Origin of the sequence: Jannaschia faecimaris, from assembly GCF_900107415.1 — a bacterium.
Classification (GTDB): Bacteria; Pseudomonadota; Alphaproteobacteria; order Rhodobacterales; family Rhodobacteraceae; genus Jannaschia; species Jannaschia faecimaris.
Genome location: NZ_FNPX01000021.1, coordinates 1 through 21,766, shown reverse-complemented (window position 1 = coordinate 21,766; position 21,766 = coordinate 1). Strand labels below are relative to the sequence as shown.

Sequence of the window (21,766 nt, the reverse complement as noted above, 5' to 3'; positions counted from 1 at the left end):
CTATGCGCCACGTTTTCTATTGACAACCCCGTCCACGGTGCCAATTGCGCGGATTTCGCGCCGTTTTTCCGCCGATAGCGCATCCGCCATCGCGCGCACCGTCCGCCCCGTGACCGGATGCCGCCAATCGGGAGCCACATCCAGAAGCGGAATCAGGACAAAGGCCCGATCGGCAAGGCGCGGATGCGGCAAGACCAATGTCTCCGGGGCCTCCACCATCTGACGATCAGCAGACAAGGTCATCCAGCGATGAAACGTCGCGACATCGGGCGCGATCGCTTGTCCGGCGGCCAGCAGGTCCAGATCCAGCACGCGCGGCGCCCAACGCCGCTGCCGCACGCGGCCATGGCGTTCCTCGACCCGGTGCAACCGATCAAGGACAGCCCCCGGCGACCAGCTTGTGGACAGGACCGCAGCTGCATTTACGAAATCGGGCCCCGCGCCAGGTGGCCAGGCAGGAGTGCGGAACAGACGGGAACAAGCGATCACACGGCCAGGCATTTCCCGGAAGGCATGTGCGATATGGCGCGCGTTGGTACTACGACTAACAGATGAATTGGCTCCGAGAGCCACAAGACATAGCATCTAGCTGTTCAGCCGTGATATTGAGTTTCCGACTTATCGATATATCGTGGAGTTCTGGAAATTAAAGGGGCCCCGGGCGCATTACTCACGTCTGTTCGCCTCCGAAGGGTTTCCACAGGGGGTTTTGTTATGTTCTACCGCGACGAACGTCTCGCGCTTTTTATCGATGGTTCGAACCTCTACGCGGCGGGTAAAGCCCTCTCGTTCGAGATAGACTACAAGTTGCTTCGCGCCGAATTCGTGCGACGTGGCAAGATGCTCAGGGCGTTTTACTATACCGCGCTGCTCGAAAACGATGAATATTCACCGATCCGACCGCTGGTCGACTGGCTTCAATACAACGGCTTCACGATGGTGACCAAGCCGGCCAAAGAGTTCACCGACAGCCAAGGCCGCCGCAAGGTCAAGGGCAATATGGACATCGAATTGGCCGTGGATGCCTTGGAGACGGCGGATCACGTCGATCACATTGTCCTGTTTTCCGGTGACGGCGATTTTCGCCCGCTCGTCGAAGCGCTTCAGCGCAAGGGTGTGCGCGTCTCGGTCTGCTCCACCATCCGCAGCCAGCCGCCGATGATCGCCGACGACCTGCGTCGCCAAGCAGACAACTTCATCGAGCTGGATGAGTTGCGTGGCGTCATCGGTCGCCCGCCGCGGGAACCGCGGATTGAGGACGACGAGGCCCTCGCCGCCGAATAGTCAGCGACATGCAGTCAACGCTTCGGCGGGCGTGGTCGAAAGGCCGGCAGCGACCAGCCGAACTGAATAGAACCAGCCCGCAACAGGAACGTCACCGCCACGCACGCGCCCAGCGGGCTCAGGCCAGTCGCGCCGACCTCCCGGGCGATCACGGCCGCCGTTGCGCCGGCCAAGGCTGCAGTGATGTAAAGCTCTCCGGCCGTCAGAACCAGTGGTACCTCGTTACAGACCACGTCGCGCAGCAATCCCCCCATGCAGCCCGTGACAATTCCCATCACGACCTGCGCCCAGATCGGTTGACCAAGCCCATGCGCTACGCCCACCCCAGCCGCGACCGCAACCGAGAGAGCGACGGCGTCCAACCAGATGATCCACGTCAGCCGCGACGCCAGAAGGTGATGCGTGAAAAACACCAGCATCGCCGCAGATCCCGCTAAGGCAAGCGGGGTCGGCTCACCAACCCAAAAGACGGGATCACGGCCAAGCAACAGATCGCGCACGGTGCCGCCGCCAACGGCGGTCAGGCAGGCGATAAAGATGAAACCGATCGGATCCAACTGCGCCCGCGCCGCAGTCAGCGCACCGGTGATCGCGAAGACCAGCACCGACGCCAAATCAAGCGCGACCGTGATCGTCATGCGCCCTTCCTCGGCTTGAACGGTGCCATGCCAGCGCGGGCCAACTCATCAGCCTTTTCGTTTTCGGGATGCCCGGCGTGGCCCTTCACCCATTTCCAGGTCACATCATGCCGCGCCTGCGCCGCATCCAGCCTGCGCCAAAGATCCTCGTTCTTGACCGGCTTGCGAGTCGAGGTCTTCCAGCCGTTTTTCTTCCAGCCATGCATCCACGCGGTGATACCTCCTTTGACGTACGCCGAATCGGTCACCACAGTCAGGGTCGAGGGTCGGTCCAGCGCTTCCAGAGCGTTTATCGCGGCCAGCAATTCCATCCGGTTGTTCGTCGTTTCGGCCTCTCCGCCCTTCAGCTCCCGCTGCTTGACGACCGTCTGGCCTTCGGTTGCCACAAGCAATGCACCCCAGCCTCCCGGCCCCGGATTGCCCGAACAGGCTCCGTCCGTATAGGCGAATAACTCAGCCATGGAGCGACCCCTTCTTTCTGTCAGAATATTGCATGCACCGACGGTTCAGAACGCGACAGGCCAAAGGCAAACCACAACGCCTACAGTCAGGATCAGCCTCAGCTTTATCCACCAGCGCGGGGCCAGCCCCTGCTGCCAGAACAACCAGTCGAGGCCCAGCAGCCCGATAAACCCAGCAATCAGCGCGACCGCAGCCGAGGCCGGCCCGCCGCCCGTCATGAAAAACGCCCAGAGTGCCGGCAGCACCGAGAGCGCATATCCAGTGGCCGCCACCTGCCCCTCGGCCTTGGTTGCAAAGCCCCACAGCACGCCCGACATGAACGACAGGATCACCGAGCCGTAGAACAACCCGACATAGGGTCCGATGAAACGCGGACCTATCAACTCGACCGTACGCGCCGCCAGCGGATCGGAATAGAGCGTCACCACACCCCAGACGAAGGGCAAGAGCCCCGCGAGGCCAAGAAAGAGAACGGAGGCTGGAATGCGTGCGGTCAACATGGTCGTCAGATGCCACGCCCGCGCCGCCCGTGAAACCGCAAAAAGGTCGCGGTCAGGCGCGTTCCAGTGCCAAGCGTCCGGCAAGCGTGGCAAAGACAGCCGCAAAGCCGCGGTTGAGCCAAGCCATCGCCCGCGCGCTCGACAGCAGGCGATTGCGGAACGCTGTTGCAAAAAGTCCATAGACTGCAAAAACCGCGAAGGTCATTGCCATAAACACCCCGCCCAGCGCCGCCATTTCCAGCGCCGCAGTCGCCGGATTGCCCGAAAGGAATGGCGGTAGAAGGGCGAGAAAAAAGATCGACAGCTTCGGGTTCAACACGTTGATCATTATGCCACGCCAGGCGACCCAGGCCAGCGGATCGGGGCTGACCTCGGCAGGCTTGACGGCCAGCGTGCCAGTCTGGCGCAACGGGCCGCAGGCCATCCAGAGCAGGTAGGCCACGCCCGCGAATTTCACGACGTTGAACAGCAAGGCGGAGGCATGCAGCACCGCCGCCAGCCCCAGCGCCGCGGCCAGAAGCGCCGGGACGATGCCCAAGGGCATCCGAAGGCGGCGGCCATCGCCGCAGGTCGCACCCGGCCCAGCCCCATCGCGAGTGTGTAGAAGACGCCCGTGCCGGGCGCGATGACGACCACAAAAGCGGTCAGCAGAAACTGGAGCGTGATCATGATCGAAACCTAGGTCGGAAATGACAGGCTGGGAAGTCCGCTTCGACACAAAGGGGGAAGCGCGTCAGGCAGGCATCCGCAACACGCGGGGCACCTTGAACTCAACGTTTTCCTCGGCGGTGACCACTTTGTTGACCGTCACGTCATATCGGTCACGGAAGGCACCGATCACTTCGTCGATCAGGATCTCGGGGGCGCTGGCCCCGGCGGTGATGCCGACCGACCGGATGCCGTCCAGCGCGCGCCAGTCGATGTCGTCTGCCCGCTGCACCAGTTGGGAATACTTGCACCCGGCGCGGGCCCCCACTTCGACCAGTCGCTTGGAGTTTGACGAATTCGGTGCCCCGACGACCAGGATCGCGTCGCAGTCCGGTGCCATCGCTTTTACCGCTTCCTGACGATTGGTCGTGGCGTAGCAGATGTCTTCCTTGTGCGGGCCGACGATGGCCGGGAACCGCGCCTTGAGCGCGGCCACCACGTCGGCAGTGTCATCCACCGACAGCGTCGTCTGCGTAACGAAGGCCAGCCGGTCAGGATCGCGAGGCGTCAAATGCGCCACGTCGTCCGCTGTCTCCACCAACAGGACCTCGCCCTCGGGCAGTTGGCCCATGGTGCCGACGGTTTCGGGGTGCCCCTCGTGGCCGATCATCACCATCTGGAGTCCGGCCTCGGAATGTCGCGCGGCCTCGATATGCACCTTGCTGACCAGCGGACAGGTCGCGTCGACGTAGACCATCTCGCGCGCCTCGGCGGCTTGCGGCACGGATTTCGGCACACCGTGCGCGCTGAAGATCACGGGGCGGTCGGGCGGGCATTCGTCCAGTTCTTCCACGAAGACCGCGCCCTTCGCGCGCAGGCCGTCGACGACGTACTTGTTGTGCACGATCTCGTGCCGGACATAGACGGGCGCGCCCCATTTCTCGATCGCGATCTCGACGATCTTGATGGCGCGGTCCACGCCCGCGCAAAATCCGCGCGGGGCCGCCAGATGGAGTGTCAGGGGGGATTTCGTCATCAGGTCACCTCTTGTGTCGAGAGGTAAGGATCACGGCGCACCGCGTCCAGCCCCCTGCCCTGCGACAATGAACTCCGCCGCCCGCTCGGCAATGGCCAGCGTCGGCGTGTTCGTATTGCCCGAGGTGATCGACGGCATCACGCTGGCATCCGCCACCCAAAGGTTCCCGACACCCCGCACTGCAAGCCGGTCATCCACCACCCGTCCCATCCCGCAGGTGCCGACGGGGTGGAAGATGGAGGAGGCATTGCGCGCGACTTCGGCCAGCAACGCCTCCCGGTCGGTAAGGATTTCGCCGGGCCGGACCTCCTGCGGATCATGTGCGGCCAAGGGGCCACTGTGCATCAGGTCGCGGGTCAGCTGCATCGCACGCATCGCGGTGATCCGGTCCGCCTCCTCGGCCAGGTAGTTCGGCTGGATCGCCGGGGCCTCCGACGGATCGGGCGACACGGCCTGAACTGACCCACGCGACTGCGGGCGCAAGTTGCAAACACTGGCGGTTATCGCGTCGAATGGGTCGAGCGGATCACCAAACTGCTCCAACGACAGCGGTTGAAAGTGGTATTGCAGGTCGGGCGTCGCCAGGTGCCCTGCGGAGCGGACGAAAGCGCCCAACTGACTCGGGGCCATCGACAACGGTCCGGAGCGGTGCAGCGCGTACTCCATTGCGATGCGCGCCTTTCCCAGAAGCGTTCCCGCCCGACGGTTGAGCGTGACGGCATTGCGCACGCGGAAAACCGGGCGCATCTGAAGATGGTCCTGCATGTGCCGGCCGACATCAGGATTGTGGTGGAGTACCTCAACGCCCAAGCCACGCAAATGCGTCCCGTTCCCGATGCCGGAAAGTTGCAGCAGATGCGGCGACCCGACGGAACCTGCGGAAAGAACGACCCGCCCCGCGCGAATGATCCGCCCGTCGGTCAAGGCCACGCCCCGCGCCTGCCCGTTTTCGATAACAACGCGTGCGACCGGTGCCGAGACGGTAACGCGCAGGTTCTGCCGCCTGCGAACCGGCTTCAGGAACGCCGTCGCTGCCGAGAGCCGCCAGCCCCCCGTCTGCGTGACGTGGTAGTATCCAACGCCTTCGTTATCGCCACGGTTGAAATCACGCGTAATCGGAACACCACGCGCCGCCATCGCATCGCGCACCGCGTCCAGGATCGGCCAATGAAGACGCTGCTCGTTAATCTGCAATTCACCTTCGCCGCCATGCGCGTCGTCCGCCCCGCCAAAGAACGCCTCGTGCCGCCTGAAATGCGGCAGCATGTCGTCCCAGCCCCAACCGCGATGGCCCGCCTGCGCCCAACCGTCCCAATCGGCAGCCTGCCCGCGCATGTAGATCATGCCGTTGATGCTGCTGCAGCCGCCCAGCACACGGCCACGGGGATAGTTGAGCGAACGCCCCGCAAGCCCCGGAATCGCCTCGGTCCGGAAGCACCAGTCCGTGCGCGGGTTGCCCATCGTATACAGATACCCGGCGGGAACATGGATCCACGGATAGATGTCGCGCCCCCCGGCCTCCAGCAACAGAACGCGGGTGTCGGCATCGGCGCTCAGCCGATTGGCCAGCAAACACCCGGCCGTGCCGGCACCAACGATGATGATATCATGATCCATTTTGTCAGTGGATCACGGCCGATCGGCGCGGGAAAGAACGAAGCCGGGGAAAGTCGCCCCAGCGATCGTCAAGCGACGGATAAGGGCGAAATATCACCACTCGTCCGACCACCGATTTGGCTGGATCGCCCGCTGCCCAACCCCACAGGACACTGACCTTCGCAGCCGCGTCATTTGCGCCAGTGCGTCGGTACGATGATCAACGCCCCTACGGACGAAAGGATCGCGTTCATGCCCGAAGACCGGAAACCGATCCCGAACATCAAGGTGATGAAGAAAAACAGGAATGCGCCACCGATGCAGATGATGATCGACGGGATGTAGCCGTTGTGCGTGAACTCCATGCGTTCGGACGCGTAGCCCACGATGCCCGCGATCACGACGGTGCCGAATAGGGTTAGGAACATGGACGGGGGCTTTCCGGAGTCAAGTGAGCGACAGGTTGCCGCAAAGGGGGGACGGTGGCAATCGCACTAGCCATCTAGCACGTCGCCGGGCGACAGCCGCGCGCCGTTGCGGAACGCGGCCGGATCCTGCGGGGGCTTGCCCGCCGGTTGAACCGAAAGAAGCCGCAGCGCGCCCTGCCCCGTCGCGACCACGAGGCCCGGCGCGTCCAGAAGCGTTCCGGGGGCGGCATCGGCATCTATTTCCGCCACCTCGGCCCGCAGCAGCTTGAGCCGCGCGCCATCCCGCTCGATCCACGAACCGGGAAAGGGCGACAGTCCGTTGATATGCCGCGCCAGCGTGCTCGCGTCCCAGGCAAGGTCGACGCGCGCCTCGGACTTGTCGATCTTAGCGGCGTAAGTCACGCCCTCCGTCGGCTGCGCCATCGGGGAAAGACGGCCAATCTGTGCGATTGCCTTCGCCGCAAGCCGCGCGCCCATCTCCGACAGCCGATCGTGCAGGTCGCCCGTTGTGTCCGCCGGACCGATGTCCGTCCCCTCGCGGAGCAAAACGGGGCCGGTGTCCAATCCCGCTTCCATCTGCATGATGCAGACCCCGGTGCGCGGATCACCCGCCATGATCGCACGGTGAATCGGCGCGGCCCCGCGCCAGCGCGGCAACAGCGAGGCATGAACATTGATGCAGCCGTGTTCCGGCGCGTCGAGGACGGCCTGCGGAAGCAGCAGACCATAGGCCACGACAACTGCGATCTCGGCTTCCAGCGCAGCGAAAGCGGTCTGAGCGTCTTCCCCCTTGAGGGAGACCGGCGTGCGCACTTCGATCCCCAGCGCCTCGGCGCGGGCCTGAACGGGTGATGGCCGGTCCTTCTTGCCACGCCCTGCGGGCCGGGGCGGTTGGGAATAGACGGCGACGACATCGTGCCCGGCATCGACCAGAGTATTCAACACCGGCACCGAAAACTCGGGCGTTCCCATGAAGATCACACGCATGTTGTTGTTTCCCCCGTCCAAAAAGTCAGGCACCGCGATGCCCGCGACCCTATGCGAGTCGCTTTGCCCGCTTGAGCAACATGTCGCGTTTGAGCTTGGACAGGCGATGGAAATACATCCGCCCGTCCAAGTGGTCGATCTGATGTTGCACGCTGGTGGCCCGCAACAGCACGAAATCCTGTTCCCGCGCCGTGCCCGTTTCGTCGATATAGGCCACGGTGACGGCCCGTGGTCGCTTCACCTTTGCCGACACGCCCGGCAGGTTCGGAGAGGCCTCCTCGTGTTCGCGCAACTCCACGCTGGCGTGCAGGATGCGCGGATTGGCCAGCCGCGTGACGCCGAAGCCATCGTCCGCGTCGACCACGGCCAGACGCTGCATTATGCCCAGTTGCGGTGCCGCCAGACCCACGCCCGGCATGGCACGCATCGCGGCAATCATCTCGTCCCAGATGAGACGCGTCGCGTCAGTCACTTCGGCCACGTCCTCGGCTGGGGTCGTCAGCCGCTTGTCGGGCCACATCAGAAACGGGCGATGGCTCATGCCGGTGGCTCCTCCGCGACTTCCGGCAGGTCGAGGATCAGCACGCCGTTCAGGTGATCCATCTCGTGACAGACGCAGGCGGCGGCAAAGCCGCTGAAATCCTCACTCCGGCGCCCGGTGGGGCCGTCGAAGGCCAGCCTGACCCGTGCCGGACGCTCAATGCGCCGCGGCGTGTCGGGAATGGACAGGCACCCCTCGATGTTGACCTGCCGTCCCTGCCGCTGGGTGATTTCGGGGTTCACGAAAACCCGCGGGTCCGGAACGCCCGTCTTCCAACCGCAGTCCATCACGAACATCCGCTCGGTCACGGCGACCTGCGAAGCGGCAAGGCCGCGCCCGTTGGCCGCATACATGGTATCGAGCATGTCGCGCGACAGCGCTGCCGCATCGCCGGTCACCAGGGCACAAGCCGCGGCCAGAATGGGGTCGGGATACATAACGATCGGGCGGATCATGGTCTTTCACCAAAACGAAACAAGGGCCCCGAAACGGAGCCCCTTGATGTCGCCCCCTTAGCCACGCGCCAATTCACGCTTCATCTTGACCATTCGCCGGGTGATCAGCTGACGCTTCATCGGGCCAAGGTAATCGATGAAGAGCTTGCCTTCGAGATGATCGATCTCGTGCTGCACGCACGTGGCCCAAAGACCGTCCATGTCCTCGGAGTGTTCGTTTCCGTCAAGGTCGATCCAGCGCACCGTGACCTCGGACGGGCGGGTCACGTCGGCGTACTGGTCGGGGATGGAAAGGCACCCCTCTTCGTAGACGGACATCACGTCCGAGGCGGCAACGATCTCGGGGTTGAACATGACTAGCGGACGCGGGGCGGTCCCCTCTTCCTTTACGCAGTCGATCACGATCAACCGCTCCAACACACCGACCTGTGGCGCGGCAAGGCCGATGCCCGGTGCGTCGTACATCGTTTCCAGCATGTCGGCGGCCAGCAGACGCCGTTCATCCGACAGGTCGGGCACGGCGGCGGCAACCCGTTTCAGGCGCGGGTCAGGATGGAGGAGGATCGGGCGTTTCATGCGCGCGGAGATAGTCTGCGCGTGCGCACCTTGCAACCGGTGTCTCAGCAAGTAAGGTTCGCGAAAATGGAGATACTCATGAACGCAGACCCCCGTTTCGACCACCTCATCGACCGCCGAGGCACTGACTGTGTGAAGTGGGACATGATGGAGAAACTGTATGGCGTCCCAGCCGATGAAGGGATCGCGATGTGGGTCGCCGACATGGATTTCCAGCCACCGCAAGTGGTTCTGGATGCCGTGCGCAAACAGCTGGACCACGGCATCATCGGGTATTACGGCGACGACAGCGACTACCGCGCCGCGATTTGCTGGTGGATGAAGGAACGGCACGGCTGGACAGTCGACCCCGCTTCGATTTTTACGGCGCACGGCTTGGTCAACGGCACAGCCCTGTGTATCGACACGTGGTCTGAAAAGGGCGACGGCATCGTGCTGTTCACACCAGTCTATCATGCCTTCGCCAGGGTCATTAAGGCGAATGATCGTCGCGTGATCGAGTGCGAGCTTCCATTTGACGGCAAAAGCTATTCCGTCGATTTCGATGCCTGGGACAAGGTGATCGAAGCGGACGGTGGCGCGAAGATGATGATCCTCTGCTCACCCCACAATCCAAACGGGCGCGTCTGGTCGCGCGACGAACTGGAAGGCTTTGCCGCTTTTGCCCGCCGGCACGACCTGATCCTCGTCTCGGACGAAATCCACCACGACCTGGTCTTTCCCGGCAACACGCATGTCCCGATGGCCCTGATCGACGGTGTGGCCGACCGGCTGGTGATGATGACGGCCACGACCAAGGCGTTCAACATCGCCGGCTGCCATTCGGGCAACGTGATCGTGGACGACGACAAATTGCGCGCGGCCTTCGCCAAGAAGATGAGCGGCCTGGGCCTGTCCCCCAACTCATTCGGCCTGTTCATGGCCAAGGCCGCCTATTCGCCCGAGGGGGCGCAGTGGTTGGACGGGCTGATCGAATACCTAGACGGCAACCGAAAGATCTTCGACGAGGGGATTAACGCGATCCCCGGCCTGAAGTCCGTACCTTTGCAATCGACCTACCTGTCCTGGGTCGACTTCTCTGGAACGGGGATGACGCGCGAGGAATTCACCCGCCGGACCGAGCAGGGTGCCAGGATCGCGGCGAACCACGGCCCGACGTTTGGCAAGGGCGGCGAAAATTTCTTGCGCTTCAACATCGCCACACCCCGCGCCAACGTCGTCGCGGCGGTTGAACGGATGCAGAAAGCCTTTGGCGACCTTCAGTAAGCCAAGGTGGGGGGTAGTGCCCCCGCCCCGGCTCGAACTGGGGATCTCCTGATCCACAATCGGCCGCTGACATGCTTCCTTGTGCACCGACAGGCTCTACTAACATATAAAAAAATAAAAGTTCTTGTTGACCTTCATGCGCATCGCGCACCATGCGGCAACATACAGTAACATCGTTATTGTAACAGCGGTGTCACCGTGAACCATGCCACATCTAACCTATACACGCCGGACAGATGCCTTGGCGCGGGGCCGATCCCCGTGCTAGGCCCGCTGCGATATCTTAGACGCCGAGTTGTGAAGCTTCGGAACGCGCGTCAGCCCGAGCGGAGCCAAGAGCTGGTTTGTCATGCCACAGGTCAACGGGAAACTTACCCGGAAGCTGCTCGGCAGATACCCGACGCCCTCCCTGGCCGATGAGCGCGTTCATGTGCAGGAAGCCCTTGCAAAGATGGCCCGAGGGGAGATTGACGACCGCCCGTCGTCCGCCATGCTCGGGCAGGTCATCGCGGAATGGTTGAAGAGGGATCAGGCCAGGATTCAAACGCTACACTAGGTTGAGTTCGCGCTGTCGAACGACGTTCTCCCCGCGCTGAGAGGACGGTGACTTGCGGACATCCGGAAGGCGGACATCAGCAGGATCATTGATGGCATTGCGGATCGCGGAGCGGGGTACAGGCCAACCGGACGCTCGCCTACCCTAGGGGCTTCTTCAATTGGTGTATCGAGAGGGACTACCTGGAGGCCAACCCCACGCGTGGGGTTCCCAAACCCTATCAGGAAGGCGCTCGCGAGCGGGTGCTTACGCCTGATGAGATCGAATGATTGATCGCGTGGCAGAGTCGACGGGGTGTCGGTTTGGAACATTGGTCCGGATGCTCGTTCTGACCGGTTAACGGCGCAACAAGAAAGCTGGGGGCCTCCACGTTGGCGGCTCCAGTTGACGTCCCGAAACAAGCGCACGGGGCCTATCGGAAGAACTTTGCACGAGGCGGTCTAGGGGCTGGGGATTTCGCCTTAAGCCAAGTTCATCTGACAGATCCTGCTTCAAGCCTTTCGCCCGATTATTGTGTTTGACGCAGGTCAATGCCGTAGCGCCCTGCGTGCCATACCGTCTTAACGTCGATGGTCCGCGCGCGGCCGGCAGGAGGGCCGATATTGATAAGCGCCCAAGCTCCAGTCAAGGAAAACGGGGGCGCTGAACCCAGCGCGGTCGCCTATGTTCTACGGGCTCGCGCGCTTACCAAGACCTATGGCGAGGGAGCGTCTGCCGTCCACGCCCTAAAAGGGGTCGATCTGGACCTGCGGCCGGGTGAGTTCGTCGTCATCTTGGGCCCCTCAGGGAGCGGAAAGTCCACGTTGCTGAACATTCTTGGCGGGCTCGACACGGCCACCTCCGGGCAGGTTCTTTTCAACGGGCTGGATATAACGGCCGCCGACACGTCTGCCCTCACGAAATATCGGCGCGACCGGGTAGGCTTCGTCTTTCAGTTCTACAACCTCATTGCCTCGCTTACGGCGGAAGAGAACGTGGCACTGGTCACCGAGATCGCGCGCGCGCCGATCCCCCCGGCCAAGGCCCTTGCCCTTGTCGGCCTTGGCCCGAGGGCGCACCATTTCCCGGCCGAGCTCTCCGGCGGGGAACAGCAGCGCGTCGCCATCGCGCGCGCCATCGCCAAGTCGCCGGAACTGCTCTTGTGTGACGAACCCACTGGCGCGCTCGACAGCGAGACCGGCGTCACGGTGCTCGAGGCTCTTGACCGGGTGAACCGGGAACTTGGTGCCGCGACCGCCGTCATTACGCATAACGCCGGGATCGCGGCGATGGCCGACCGGGTCATCTCCATGCGCGACGGTCAGATCGCGGAAGATCACGCGAATGCGACGCGCGTGCCTCCCCGCGAAATCAGCTGGTAAACCGGTATGCGCGCGCTCGACCACAAGCTGTTGCGTGATCTGTGGGCGCTGCGCGGGCAGGTGTTTGCTGTGGCGTTGGTGGTGGCTTCCGGGGTGGCCTTGCTGGTCATGTCGCTCTCAACCCTTACGTCACTCCGCACCACGACGGACGCCTATTACCAGCGCTACAACTTCGCCGAGGTCTTTGCCGGCGTCCGCCGCGCCCCGGAGCGGTTGGTCGACCGGATCGCCGCGATCCCCGGCGTTCAGAGCGTCGAGACGCGCATCGCCGCGCTCACCACAGTCGAGATTGCGGGAACACGCGATCCCGTTATGGCACAGCTCCTGTCGCTGCCCGAAGGACGCGCACCTTTGCTTAACCGCATCGCGCTGCGCGCCGGGCGCTCGGTGCAAGAGGGGCGCGACAACGAGGCGGTGCTGCTCGAGCCCTTTGCCGAGGCCAATGGCCTGCGGCTCGGCGACACGATCAACGTGCTGCTCAACGGGGCGCGCCGATCCGTCCGTGTGGTGGGCATCGCGCTCTCACCGGAATATGTCTATGCCATTGCCCCGGGTGGGCTAATGCCAGACGAAGCGCGCTTCGGCGTGATCTGGATGGGCCGGGACGCGCTCGCTGCGGCCTACGACATGGAGGGCGCATTCAACTCCCTGAGCCTGACGCTCTTGCGTGGCCGCGCCCCTGCTCCGGTGATCGCCGAACTCGATGCCATCCTCAAGCGCCATGGCGGGACCGGTGCCGTCGCACGGGCCAACCAGATCTCCAACTGGTTCGTGCAGAACGAACTGGCGCAGATCCGCACCATGGCAACGATCCTTCCGACGATCTTCCTGGTTGTCTCCGCCTTTCTGACCAATGCCGTCCTCGCCCGCCTGATCGCCATCGAGAGACGCGAGATCAGCCTGATGAAGGCCTTCGGCTATTCCGATGTGACCGTGGGCTGGCACTATGCCAAGCTCGCGCTTGCCATGACGGCTGTGGGGGTCATGCTCGGCTGGGGCATCGGCGCGGTTCTTGGGCGCTGGAACACCGAGCTCTATTCCGCCTTTTTCCGGTTTCCGTTCCTGTTCTACCGCCCCGGCGGTGCCGAATTCATCATCTCCGCCGGTGTAGCAATGGGCGCGGGGCTGTTCGGCACTCTCGGGGCCGTGCGCGGCGCTCTCCGGCTCACGCCCGCCGAGGCGATGCGCCCCCCCATCCCGGAGCGATTTCGCGACGTAGTTCTCCCGAAGCGGCTCACCGGCGTGCTCGACGCGCCCACACGCATCATCCTGCGCCATATGCTGCGCACGCCAGTGCGTTCGGGAGCCTCGGTCATCGGGGTAGCACTTGCCGTGGCGCTGCTCATCACCGCGATGCAATGGAACGACGCGATCACGCTCCTGGTGAGGGGCCATTTCCAGCAAAGCCAGCATCAGGACGCCGTGATCGGCTTTCTAGACCCGAAGGGACCCTCGGCGCGCCATGTGCTCGACCGGTTGCCCGGCGTGTTGGCGGTCGAACCGATGCGCATCGTCTCTGCCGACCTCTCCCATGGTCGCGTCACCCATCGCGGCGGACTGACCGCCTTGCCGCAGGGTGCCCAGCTTCAGGTCGTATATGACGTTCACGGCTGGAGCTTACCCGTGCCGGCGGGGGGCGTCGTGCTGGGCACCCTGCTGGCCGAAAAGCTGGGCGTCCGCCCCGGCGACACGATCGAGGTGGAGGTGCTGGAGCGCGATCACCCCCGTTTCACTCTCCCCGTCGCTGCCGTGCATGAAACGTGGATCGCCATGCCCGCCTATGTCTCGCTGCACACGCTCAATCGGGCGTTGGGGGATGCGCCCGCATTTGAGTATGCCATGCTGCGTGTCGACCCCGCCGGCGAACTGGCCCTGTTCGACGCAGTCAAAGATTTGCCCGGCGTAGCCTCCTTCACCGTCAAGAAGCACGCCATCGAAAAGATGTTCGAGACGCTGGGAGAAACGATCCTGATCTTCTCCGGTTTTTTCATCGTCTTCGCGGGTGCCCTTGCCTATGGCGTCGTCTACAACGCTGCGCGGGTGGCCCTCTCGGAGCGTGGCCGGGAACTGGCGACGCTGCGGGTGCTGGGCTTCACACTTTCCGAAGTTTCCTACATCCTTCTTGGGGAGACTGCGCTTCTGGTGCTGGTCGCGCTGCCGGTCGGCTGCGTGGCGGGATATGCGCTGGTGGCCCTCATCGTACAAGCCTTCGAGACCGAGCTTTTCCGGCTGCCTTTGGTCATTTTGCCAGCTGCCTACGGCAAGGCGCTGGCCGTTATTCTGCTGGCAAGCCTGCTGTCGGCCGCGGTTGTGCGCCGTCGGCTCAACCGGCTGGACCTGATCGGCGTTCTCAAGACACGGGAGTGATACGCAATGTCTCCTCATGCTGGTACCCGCCTGTTCTGGGCGATTCCGATGCTCCTCCTGGCGGCAGGTCTGGCGTTCGCCTTTTGGCCCCGCGCGGTACAGGTGGATCTGGCCACGGTGGAGTACGGCCCCATGGTGACGACGCTGTCAGAGACGGGTCGCACCCGCATCCACGACGTCTTCGTCGTCTCCGCCCCGGTGCTGGGGCGGATAAACCGGATCGAGATCGAAGAGGGAGCAATGGTGGCCGGGGGTGTCACGGTTGTGGCTGAGATCGAGCCCATTGACCCGGCCTTCCTTGATATTCGCACCGAGGCCGAGGCCCGTGCCGCTGCCGACGCCGCCCGATCCGCGCTGGCGCTTGCGCGGTCCGAGGAGGAGCAGGCGAAGGCCGAACTCGACTTCGCCACCTCCGATGTGGTCCGCATCCGCGAACTGGCCGCGCGCGGCATCGTCTCGGTGCGCGCGGACGAACTGGCAGAGCGCGCGTTTCGCACTGCCCAAGCCGCGCTGACGACCGCCAGGGCGGCGGTGGAGATGCGGCAAGATCAGTTACGTGCCGCCGAGGCGCGCCTGCTCGGACCGAGCGAGGCCAAGGCGACCTTGGGCAGTTGTCCCTGCGTCCCAATCCGTGCTCCGGTCGACGGCACGGTGCTGAGGGTGCTGCACGAGAGCGCAGGCGTCGTGGCGGCAGGTGAGCCGCTGCTGGAGATCGGCGACCCGCGCGACCTTGAGATCGTTATCGATTTCGTCTCCTCCGAAGCGGTGCGAATCGAACCCGGTCAGCGCGTCATCATCGAGGGCTGGGGAGGACCCGAGGCGCTGTCGGGCGAGGTGCAGCGGGTGGAGCCCTTCGGTTTCACCAAGGTGTCCGCGCTCGGCATTGAGGAGCAAAGGGTCGGCGTCGTCATTGACATCACATCGCCGGCTGAGACCTGGACACGCCTCGGTCATGGGTTCGAAGTCGAAGCGCGCGTGGTTCTGTGGGAAGCGTCGGAGGTGCTGAAAGTGCCGGTCACCGCGCTCTTTCGTGAGGAAGGTGCCTGGGCTGTCTTCACCATAGTAGAGGGACGCGCCCAGGCCGTCGAAGTAACGGTCGGAGAACGGACGGACACCGAGGCGCAGATCATCTTGGGCCTCGCCCGAGGCGACGTCGTGGTACGATTTCCCGACGACAGGATCGAGGACGGATTGCGACTTACCCCGCTATTATGACGGCGCGCAGCGCGTTGCTGGAGAAAACCAGGGCCATTGGGGTCCTAACCAGACTGTCATGCGAGGCGCAGCGTAGGTCCGCTACGAGCCCTAAGTGACCGATGCAGAAAATTGTTCCAAGGTCCGGTTTGGATCTAACGCTTTTCTGGTTTCCGGGCAAAGTGCGATCCGAAAAATCGGTATGACGTTGATGCACAGTAATTTTACGTCACCTCTCAGTCATCGCTTCGAAACGCGCACGAGAGGATTTTTGAGTGAAAGGATTATAGTGTGGCCGTCGCTGTGCCACACTTCCCGCGAGGGCGAACTATCGGCAGCGGCTCGTTTGAAACCGATGTCGGCTAAAAGGTGAGGCGAGCTAAGCGCAAGGCGCTCAAGATCCTTACAAGTTTGTTCCTCGGGGTTTTCAGTCACCGTTAAAGGGACAACTTTTCTAACCACCTTTTCGAGAAGATCGGGCAGTGAGGACGTCTGCGGATCTCTATGTGTGATCGATGCCATGCGTATTACCTGTTGACTATTATGCAAGTAACGTAGGTTTCCCGACGCCTTGCGGGCAAACCAAGTTTTTGGCATCCTTGGGACAGCAAATCTAATCCTATGAGGGTTGATGTCCAAACTGCCACCACTTAATGCACTGAAAGCCTTTGAAGCTGCCGCGCGACATGAAGGCTTTGTCGAGGCCAGCGAAGAACTGCACGTTTCACGCGGCGCAATCAGTCGGCACGTGAAGATCTTGGAAGAGCATCTGGGCGTTCAGCTATTCGTGCGTCATGCGCAGGGCGTTGCACTAACAACAGCTGGCAGTCAGCTTTTGCCCGTTTTGACGGAAGCCTTTGGTCTGATCGCCAAGGAGGCTGCGCGGCTCGCGACAACGGCGTCCGAGCTGCGTGTTATCTGCCCTCCGGGCACCTCAATCCGGTGGCTCATTCCCAAGCTAGAAGATTTTCGAAGGATCCACCCCGAAATTCGCCTCAAGCTGACGACAGATTTCTATGCAGGTAGCGGATTTGACCCCACCGAAGCAGACGTAGGTTTCTCTGTCACAAACTGGCCAAACCGAAAACAAGACCTCGCCATTCTAACCTTATTCCCTGCTCGCCTTACGCCGATGTGCACCGCTGACTACCGCGTACGAACATCGCTTCAGACACCAGAGGATTTGGCAAAGACAGAGTTGCTGCACGAAACGAAACAACGTGCGGACTGGGCAGCTTGGATAAACGCCTTTATGCTCGATACTGTCGATCCGACTTCAGGGCATGATTTTCCCAACATCGATATGGCTACAAAGGCCGCACTCATGGGCGTGGGCGTGGTGATGGGCGACCTGGTGCTTTGCCGTGAAGAGCTGGAATCCGGGGCACTTATTGCGCCATTTCCCGATATGGTTTGTGATTCACCCCTTGGCGGCGTGTGTCTATTGGGCGAAAGAGACAAGTGGTCCTCGCCAAAGGTCGAAGCGTTCAAGTCGTGGGCCTATGCTAGCGCCGCGCAAGACCTTGCGGCAATTGACCGTTCAGTGTCCAAGAAACTCTAAGAAAGGGTTTTGGGTCATATATTGATCACGTTGGAAAACAGACATTCCAACGTCAGTAGCGAAAGCCCGTATTGTCCGCAGAGCAAACATCCATGCCTATCACAGCGAATGACCGTTAAGATGTCGAAAGTGTCGGAAGCTGCCACCAGGACGAACTCCCACCATTCGGTTGGCTATGGCGTACGTCGGAGCTACACATAGCCAATGCCAACAACCCCTGCTTCCGAAACTATGACAATCCGCTATCGCGTATCAGGCATGGATTGCTCGAAGGATGCCGCCCAGATCGAACGAGCTGCTCAGTCAGCCGGAGTTGCGCCGGGCGCGGTGAAGGTGTCATTGGCCACCCACATCATGACCCTCGCCGCTCCCGAGGCGCACTTGCCGGAGATCGAGCTGGCAGTCGCAAAGACAGGTTATCGGTTTGATCGCATTGAGGCCAATGCCACTGAACAACAGCACGCGGCTCACCAAGACCCGGCATATCGACGCGCACTTTGGATCATCGTGATCCTCAATATTGGCTACGGCATCGTCGAGATGATCGGTGGCGTTCTTGCTGGGTCGCAGGCTGTCAAGGCGGACGCACTCGATTTCGTCGGTGATGGCCTGATCACATTCCTTGGTCTTCTCGCCATCGGATGGAGCCTCATCTGGCGGGCGCGATCCGCTTTGATCCAAGGCGTGTTCCTCGGTGTCCTTGGCCTCGGTGTGCTTGCGACAACTCTTTGGAAGGTTATCACGCAGACCATGCCGGATGCCGCTCTGATGGGGTTGTTTGGTTTGATCGCTCTCGTCGTCAATGTTCTCGCGGTGCTGCCTCTGATGCGGTTCCGCAAAGGCGACGCGAATATGCGGGCTGTCTGGCTGTTCTCCCGAAATGACGCCATCGGCAACGCGGCGGTCGTAGTCGCTGCCGGTCTCGTCGCATGGCTCGGCAGTGCATGGCCCGATCTGATCGTTGCCCTTGGCATTGCCGGGCTGTTCCTGCATTCGTCTTGGTCGATCATCCAGGACGCGCAGGCCGACCTGAAATCCAGCTAGTGAGGCCGCTCCAAAGCGATCAATATATTTATGTGCCAGACGACAGCGAAGTCCCGCACGGCAGACCCTAGTGCATGTCGCAGCGAAGGTCCGGTCCCAGCCCAAACCGGACCTTCGGACTGGTGCATCGAACGCCCGGAGCCAGCCAAAACGCGACGTTCGTTCATAACAGCCTTTAACTGACATCACCTGAAGAAATTGCCAACAGCTTTCGTGACTAGGTGTGCAGTCTCGGCATTTGGTGGATCGGGTCGAGGATGAATCGATCCGGTTCTGATGTCCAGATTTTGCAAATGTATTCGTAGGGCGTGAGACCGCTGAGTGTCTTGAGGTTTCGGACGAAGTTGTAAGCTGCCAGGAAGTCGGCGAGGTGTGTGCGCAGCTGATCATGGCTGTCGTAGTGGTAGCGTTTGACGGTCGCCTCCTTGATCGTTCGGTTCATCCGCTCAACCTTGCCGTTGGTCCAAGGGTGGTTCGGCTTGGTCAGCCGATGCTCGATCCCGTTGGCTTCGCAGATCATGTCGAAGCGCATCGGCCGGGAATACCCGTCATGGACGCGAGCACGGCAAGGCGCTTTTCTGCCACGCTGCGTGGCGCGGGCTCCAGGCTCCGGGCAAGGCACAGCAGAAGGCGAACCATCGCTTCCTGATCAACAACGGTCGGTCGAACCTCAACTGGCAGAACTGGTTCCTGGATCAGGACAACGATTTCTGCATGGATCGCTGGGCAGTGCCGTACATCCAGATCAATCCCGAGGACGCGGCCGAACTCGGTGTCGGGAACGGCGATCTGGTGGAGGTGTACAACGGTGATGGCGCGACGCAGGCCATGGCCTACATCGAACCGTCGGCAAGACGTAACGAGACCTTCATGCTGTTCGGTGCCCCGTCCGGCACGCAAGGCAACGTGGTCAATGCCGGCGTGAACGAGTTGATTCTTCCGAACTTCAAACAGACCTGGGCCGATATCCGCAAGATCGCCGATGCGAGCCCGTCCGCGAAGACGCAGAGCTTCAAATCTTGGGAAGTCGAGCTCTGAGCTTTGCCAACCACCCGCCCCCTGTCGGGGCGGGCATTTCCGCGCAGCACAGGTTGAGGATCGGTGTCTCCTGCCCGATCGGGTCAAAACGGGTAAGGTTTACGACATGAGGATCGCCTACACGATGGCCCCGGACGAGGGCGGGACGGATCGATTACTGGCAGATGTAGCCGCGACGCTCGCTTTGCGCAGCATCAGGACTTGCGGCGTCGTGCAAATCAACTCGCGTCGAGCAGGATCCCGGCGTTGCGATATGGACGTCACGATTCTGCCGGACGGCCCCGTGATCCGCATATCCGAATCCCGCGGCCCCGGGGCGCGGGGGTGTCAACTTGATGCAGGCGCTCTGGAAACGGCCGTCGAGTCGACTGAGCGGTCACTCCTGTCCGGGGCCGACGTGGTGATCGTCAACAAGTTCGGCAAGCATGAGGCGGCCGGTCGTGGCTTTCGATCGGTGATCGCCGAGGCGCTCTGCCGTGACATCCCCGTGCTGGTTGGTCTCAACAGGCTAAATGCCAAAGCGTTCATGGAGTTCACTGCGGGAACCGCGGTCGAACTCAAGCCGACGGAGGCAGCCTTGCGAGTATGGCTCACATCCCAGATTGAAGACGCAACAAGCGCAGCATAGCGCCTGCCCAAGGCGAGTATCATCCGTAGGGGGTCGTCATTGATCCAAAGCCTCAGTCCCAGAAACTGCCCGCATGTCCCAAATGATCTGACTACAGAGAGCCTCAAATTACTTCGTGATGCACCAATGGCAGTTTTGTGAGTTGGCACTGCAGCGCCAGATGGTTCCCTGAATGACCATTCTGGGCCTAAGCTGACCATCCTCACATCCGGCTGAACGGTGGTTCGGCGTGCACGGCGGGCCCTCATCTCGCTTCCTTCGAAGACAGCGATCGTCACATCGAGACACAGCAGCGTCTCTGATTGTGGTCTTGTCCTTCCCCCCTATACTTGGGCCATTAGACTGTTCGTTTAGAGCGCATCATTTCTTCGATATGCAGGGCAATTCGACCTCCCTTTGGCTTCATCTAAGGTCAATTTTCTGGAAGACGATACGGACAGACCCCGCTGCGCCCATACACCGCCACATCTCGCAGTTGTGATTTCTGAGTGATCTTCGATCAGGCCTTTGGCTGAAAATCATGCTAAGATGTCGTGGCAAAGAGGCTGTCACGGTTCGGCCCGCAACTCCCATGGGCAACAGCCAGACGTTTGATGCACGCATCGCGGAGGCTTGGAAAATGGTCAAGACAATCGGTAACCCCCTGTCTTGGGGCGCAAAGGCTCTTGGCGGGGCATCAGAGCACGTTGCCGAAAGTGCAGAGCATATCGGTGGCCGCGATTCGTCGCCTATTACCGATGACCAGATCAACACGTTGACCATGGACGATCTGTATGACGCCCTGCGTAAGGGGGCCGAAGATTTAGGCGCGGCCCGGGGTGACGTTCTGTTCCTGTGCCTAATTTATCCGATCATCGGTCTTATCTTGGTGGCGTTCGGGCTGAACATGAACCTACTGCCCCTGCTCTTTCCACTATTGGCGGGCTTTGCTCTGCTGGGTCCCATCGCTGCTATCGGGCCTTATGAAATAAGTCGGCGGCGCGAGGAGGGCCTGCCCTACGGCTGGGGTGATGCCTTTGGCCTGGTCTCGTCCCCGTCTTTTGGCGCGATCGTCGTTTTAAGCATCTTTCTGTTTGGCCTGTTTCTCGTCTGGATGCTGGTCGCCGCTGCAATTCACGCCATGACCCTTGGCGGCCCCCCACCCGCTTCGATCACGGCCTTTGCCATCCAGATCTTCACCACTGGCGCGGGCTGGGCCATGATCTTGATCGGAACGGTGTTCGGCTTTGGCTTTGCGCTTCTGGTGCTGGCCACCAGCGTAGTGTCATTTCCCCTGTTGTTGCAGCGTGACGTGGGCGTGCCCAATGCCGTCGCCACCTCGGTAAAAGTGTTCCGCAAGAACCCCCGAGTGATCCTCGTATGGGGTCTGATCGTGGCGACAGGGCTGGTGCTTGGCACAATCCCGGCGCTGATCGGACTGATCATTGTCTTGCCGTTGCTGGGCCACGCGACATGGCACCTCTATCGGCGCGCGATCAGCGTTTAGATGGGATGCAAGGGCCGTGCTGTCCGTCGTCAGGGATTTTGGGCCAGTGGGCTGCCCGATCCAAGGGAGGGTCTGGCTCATTTTGTTGTTCGGATTATGCGACGGCTTTGCGGT

Annotated in this window: 21 protein-coding genes and 3 pseudogenes; 11 read left to right on the top strand and 13 right to left on the bottom strand. The window is 61.9% G+C overall.

The genetic code is table 11. The features are described from left to right. A complete protein-coding gene (gene folK / locus BLV27_RS16765; RefSeq protein WP_092647650.1) occupies positions 1-585 on the bottom strand; it encodes a 2-amino-4-hydroxy-6-hydroxymethyldihydropteridine diphosphokinase in 585 nt (194 codons plus the stop codon). Between the two features lie 129 nt (positions 586-714). Between folK and BLV27_RS16760 the strand changes: the two genes are divergently transcribed. After that, positions 715-1,284 carry a LabA-like NYN domain-containing protein gene (locus BLV27_RS16760; RefSeq protein WP_092647649.1) on the top strand — a complete coding sequence of 190 codons (570 nt, stop codon included), beginning with the start codon at positions 715-717 and terminating at the stop codon, positions 1,282-1,284. A 14-nt stretch (positions 1,285-1,298) separates the two neighbouring features. On the opposite strand, the gene BLV27_RS16755 is transcribed toward BLV27_RS16760, so the two are convergent. From BLV27_RS16755 to def (BLV27_RS16705), 11 genes and pseudogenes are all read right to left on the bottom strand, one after another. Continuing rightward, a complete protein-coding gene (locus tag BLV27_RS16755) occupies positions 1,299-1,922 on the bottom strand; it encodes a trimeric intracellular cation channel family protein (protein WP_092647648.1) in 624 nt (207 codons plus the stop codon). Next, positions 1,919-2,383: a ribonuclease HI gene (gene rnhA, locus BLV27_RS16750; protein WP_092647647.1), complete on the bottom strand. Its 465-nt coding sequence runs from the start codon at positions 2,381-2,383 to the stop codon at positions 1,919-1,921. Before rnhA ends, BLV27_RS16755 begins: the two co-directional genes overlap by 4 nt. A gap of 45 nt (positions 2,384-2,428) precedes the next feature. Next, positions 2,429-2,884, bottom strand: coding sequence for a DUF3429 domain-containing protein (locus BLV27_RS16745; protein ID WP_092647684.1), 456 nt, complete (start codon positions 2,882-2,884; stop codon positions 2,429-2,431). A gap of 52 nt (positions 2,885-2,936) precedes the next feature. Beyond that, positions 2,937-3,553 (bottom strand): annotated as a pseudogene (locus BLV27_RS16740) (LysE family translocator). A gap of 64 nt (positions 3,554-3,617) precedes the next feature. Beyond that, positions 3,618-4,568, bottom strand: a complete 951-nt coding sequence (gene ispH, locus BLV27_RS16735; RefSeq protein ID WP_092647646.1) for a 4-hydroxy-3-methylbut-2-enyl diphosphate reductase — start codon at positions 4,566-4,568, stop codon at positions 3,618-3,620. Between the two features lie 30 nt (positions 4,569-4,598). Continuing rightward, positions 4,599-6,185, bottom strand: a complete 1,587-nt coding sequence (locus BLV27_RS16730) for a GMC family oxidoreductase (protein ID WP_092647645.1) — start codon at positions 6,183-6,185, stop codon at positions 4,599-4,601. A 170-nt stretch (positions 6,186-6,355) separates the two neighbouring features. After that, the gene (locus BLV27_RS16725; protein ID WP_092647644.1) at positions 6,356-6,592 is read right to left on the bottom strand and encodes a hypothetical protein; all 237 of its coding nucleotides are present in this window, start codon (positions 6,590-6,592) and stop codon (positions 6,356-6,358) included. Positions 6,593-6,658: 66 nt separating this feature from the next. Next, positions 6,659-7,579 carry a methionyl-tRNA formyltransferase gene (gene fmt / locus BLV27_RS16720; RefSeq protein WP_092647643.1) on the bottom strand — a complete coding sequence of 307 codons (921 nt, stop codon included), beginning with the start codon at positions 7,577-7,579 and terminating at the stop codon, positions 6,659-6,661. Between the two features lie 49 nt (positions 7,580-7,628). Next, positions 7,629-8,120, bottom strand: a complete 492-nt coding sequence (gene def / locus BLV27_RS16715) for a peptide deformylase (RefSeq protein WP_092647642.1) — start codon at positions 8,118-8,120, stop codon at positions 7,629-7,631. After that, positions 8,117-8,575 (bottom strand): peptide deformylase, encoded by a 459-nt coding sequence (locus tag BLV27_RS16710; RefSeq protein WP_092647641.1) that lies wholly within the window; start codon positions 8,573-8,575, stop codon positions 8,117-8,119. Before BLV27_RS16710 ends, def (BLV27_RS16715) begins: the two co-directional genes overlap by 4 nt. Before the next feature lie 57 nt (positions 8,576-8,632). Further along, positions 8,633-9,151, bottom strand: coding sequence for a peptide deformylase (gene def / locus BLV27_RS16705; protein ID WP_092647683.1), 519 nt, complete (start codon positions 9,149-9,151; stop codon positions 8,633-8,635). A 78-nt stretch (positions 9,152-9,229) separates the two neighbouring features. Between def (BLV27_RS16705) and BLV27_RS16700 the strand changes: the two genes are divergently transcribed. From BLV27_RS16700 to BLV27_RS16665, 7 genes and pseudogenes are all read left to right on the top strand, one after another. Next, positions 9,230-10,417, top strand: coding sequence for a MalY/PatB family protein (locus BLV27_RS16700; protein ID WP_092647640.1), 1,188 nt, complete (start codon positions 9,230-9,232; stop codon positions 10,415-10,417). A gap of 316 nt (positions 10,418-10,733) precedes the next feature. Further along, a pseudogene (locus BLV27_RS20245) lies at positions 10,734-10,973 on the top strand (Arm DNA-binding domain-containing protein); the annotation flags it as partial. 602 nt (positions 10,974-11,575) lie between these two features. Next, entirely contained in the window at positions 11,576-12,334 is a 759-nt protein-coding gene (locus BLV27_RS16685; protein WP_425283666.1) for an ABC transporter ATP-binding protein, read from the top strand. Positions 12,335-12,340: 6 nt separating this feature from the next. Continuing rightward, positions 12,341-14,701, top strand: a complete 2,361-nt coding sequence (locus tag BLV27_RS16680; RefSeq protein ID WP_092647636.1) for an ABC transporter permease — start codon at positions 12,341-12,343, stop codon at positions 14,699-14,701. A 6-nt stretch (positions 14,702-14,707) separates the two neighbouring features. Next, on the top strand, positions 14,708-15,916 hold the full coding sequence (locus tag BLV27_RS16675; RefSeq protein ID WP_092647635.1) for an efflux RND transporter periplasmic adaptor subunit: 1,209 nt from the start codon (positions 14,708-14,710) through the stop codon (positions 15,914-15,916). A 610-nt stretch (positions 15,917-16,526) separates the two neighbouring features. Beyond that, positions 16,527-17,456 carry a LysR substrate-binding domain-containing protein gene (locus tag BLV27_RS16670; RefSeq protein WP_092647634.1) on the top strand — a complete coding sequence of 310 codons (930 nt, stop codon included), beginning with the start codon at positions 16,527-16,529 and terminating at the stop codon, positions 17,454-17,456. A 258-nt stretch (positions 17,457-17,714) separates the two neighbouring features. Next, positions 17,715-18,500 (top strand): cation efflux transmembrane domain-containing protein, encoded by a 786-nt coding sequence (locus BLV27_RS16665; RefSeq protein WP_170831494.1) that lies wholly within the window; start codon positions 17,715-17,717, stop codon positions 18,498-18,500. Positions 18,501-18,717: 217 nt separating this feature from the next. On the opposite strand, the pseudogene BLV27_RS16660 reads toward BLV27_RS16665, so the two are convergent. After that, a pseudogene (locus BLV27_RS16660) lies at positions 18,718-19,026 on the bottom strand (integrase core domain-containing protein); the annotation flags it as partial. A 119-nt stretch (positions 19,027-19,145) separates the two neighbouring features. On the opposite strand from BLV27_RS16660, the gene BLV27_RS16655 reads away from it, so the two are divergent. From BLV27_RS16655 to BLV27_RS16645, 3 genes are all read left to right on the top strand, one after another. Continuing rightward, positions 19,146-19,538 (top strand): molybdopterin dinucleotide binding domain-containing protein, encoded by a 393-nt coding sequence (locus tag BLV27_RS16655; protein ID WP_092647632.1) that lies wholly within the window; start codon positions 19,146-19,148, stop codon positions 19,536-19,538. 106 nt (positions 19,539-19,644) lie between these two features. Continuing rightward, positions 19,645-20,166 (top strand): DUF2478 domain-containing protein, encoded by a 522-nt coding sequence (locus tag BLV27_RS16650; protein WP_092647631.1) that lies wholly within the window; start codon positions 19,645-19,647, stop codon positions 20,164-20,166. A 619-nt stretch (positions 20,167-20,785) separates the two neighbouring features. Next, complete coding sequence (locus BLV27_RS16645; protein ID WP_092647682.1) at positions 20,786-21,652, top strand: DUF2189 domain-containing protein; 867 nt, start codon at positions 20,786-20,788, stop codon at positions 21,650-21,652. Positions 21,653-21,766: the final 114 nt, after the last annotated feature.

What these genes read in the sequence shown, in the direction of transcription:
- BLV27_RS16650 (WP_092647631.1), top strand. Translation starts at nt 19,645, where the DNA reads ATGAGGATCGCCTACACGATGGCCCCGGACGAGGGCGGGACGGATCGA.
- BLV27_RS16670 (WP_092647634.1), top strand. Translation starts at nt 16,527, where the DNA reads ATGTCCAAACTGCCACCACTTAATGCACTGAAAGCCTTTGAAGCTGCC.
- BLV27_RS16665 (WP_170831494.1), top strand. Translation starts at nt 17,715, where the DNA reads ATGGATTGCTCGAAGGATGCCGCCCAGATCGAACGAGCTGCTCAGTCA.
- BLV27_RS16675 (WP_092647635.1), top strand. Translation starts at nt 14,708, where the DNA reads ATGTCTCCTCATGCTGGTACCCGCCTGTTCTGGGCGATTCCGATGCTC.
- def (WP_092647683.1), bottom strand. Translation starts at nt 9,151, where the DNA reads ATGAAACGCCCGATCCTCCTCCATCCTGACCCGCGCCTGAAACGGGTT.
- BLV27_RS16760 (WP_092647649.1), top strand. Translation starts at nt 715, where the DNA reads ATGTTCTACCGCGACGAACGTCTCGCGCTTTTTATCGATGGTTCGAAC.
- def (WP_092647642.1), bottom strand. Translation starts at nt 8,120, where the DNA reads ATGAGCCATCGCCCGTTTCTGATGTGGCCCGACAAGCGGCTGACGACC.
- BLV27_RS16645 (WP_092647682.1), top strand. Translation starts at nt 20,786, where the DNA reads ATGGTCAAGACAATCGGTAACCCCCTGTCTTGGGGCGCAAAGGCTCTT.
- ispH (WP_092647646.1), bottom strand. Translation starts at nt 4,568, where the DNA reads ATGACGAAATCCCCCCTGACACTCCATCTGGCGGCCCCGCGCGGATTT.
- BLV27_RS16745 (WP_092647684.1), bottom strand. Translation starts at nt 2,884, where the DNA reads ATGTTGACCGCACGCATTCCAGCCTCCGTTCTCTTTCTTGGCCTCGCG.
- BLV27_RS16755 (WP_092647648.1), bottom strand. Translation starts at nt 1,922, where the DNA reads ATGACGATCACGGTCGCGCTTGATTTGGCGTCGGTGCTGGTCTTCGCG.
- rnhA (WP_092647647.1), bottom strand. Translation starts at nt 2,383, where the DNA reads ATGGCTGAGTTATTCGCCTATACGGACGGAGCCTGTTCGGGCAATCCG.
- BLV27_RS16700 (WP_092647640.1), top strand. Translation starts at nt 9,230, where the DNA reads ATGAACGCAGACCCCCGTTTCGACCACCTCATCGACCGCCGAGGCACT.
- folK (WP_092647650.1), bottom strand. Translation starts at nt 585, where the DNA reads ATGCTATGTCTTGTGGCTCTCGGAGCCAATTCATCTGTTAGTCGTAGT.
- BLV27_RS16725 (WP_092647644.1), bottom strand. Translation starts at nt 6,592, where the DNA reads ATGTTCCTAACCCTATTCGGCACCGTCGTGATCGCGGGCATCGTGGGC.
- fmt (WP_092647643.1), bottom strand. Translation starts at nt 7,579, where the DNA reads ATGCGTGTGATCTTCATGGGAACGCCCGAGTTTTCGGTGCCGGTGTTG.
- BLV27_RS16730 (WP_092647645.1), bottom strand. Translation starts at nt 6,185, where the DNA reads ATGGATCATGATATCATCATCGTTGGTGCCGGCACGGCCGGGTGTTTG.
- BLV27_RS16710 (WP_092647641.1), bottom strand. Translation starts at nt 8,575, where the DNA reads ATGATCCGCCCGATCGTTATGTATCCCGACCCCATTCTGGCCGCGGCT.
- BLV27_RS16680 (WP_092647636.1), top strand. Translation starts at nt 12,341, where the DNA reads ATGCGCGCGCTCGACCACAAGCTGTTGCGTGATCTGTGGGCGCTGCGC.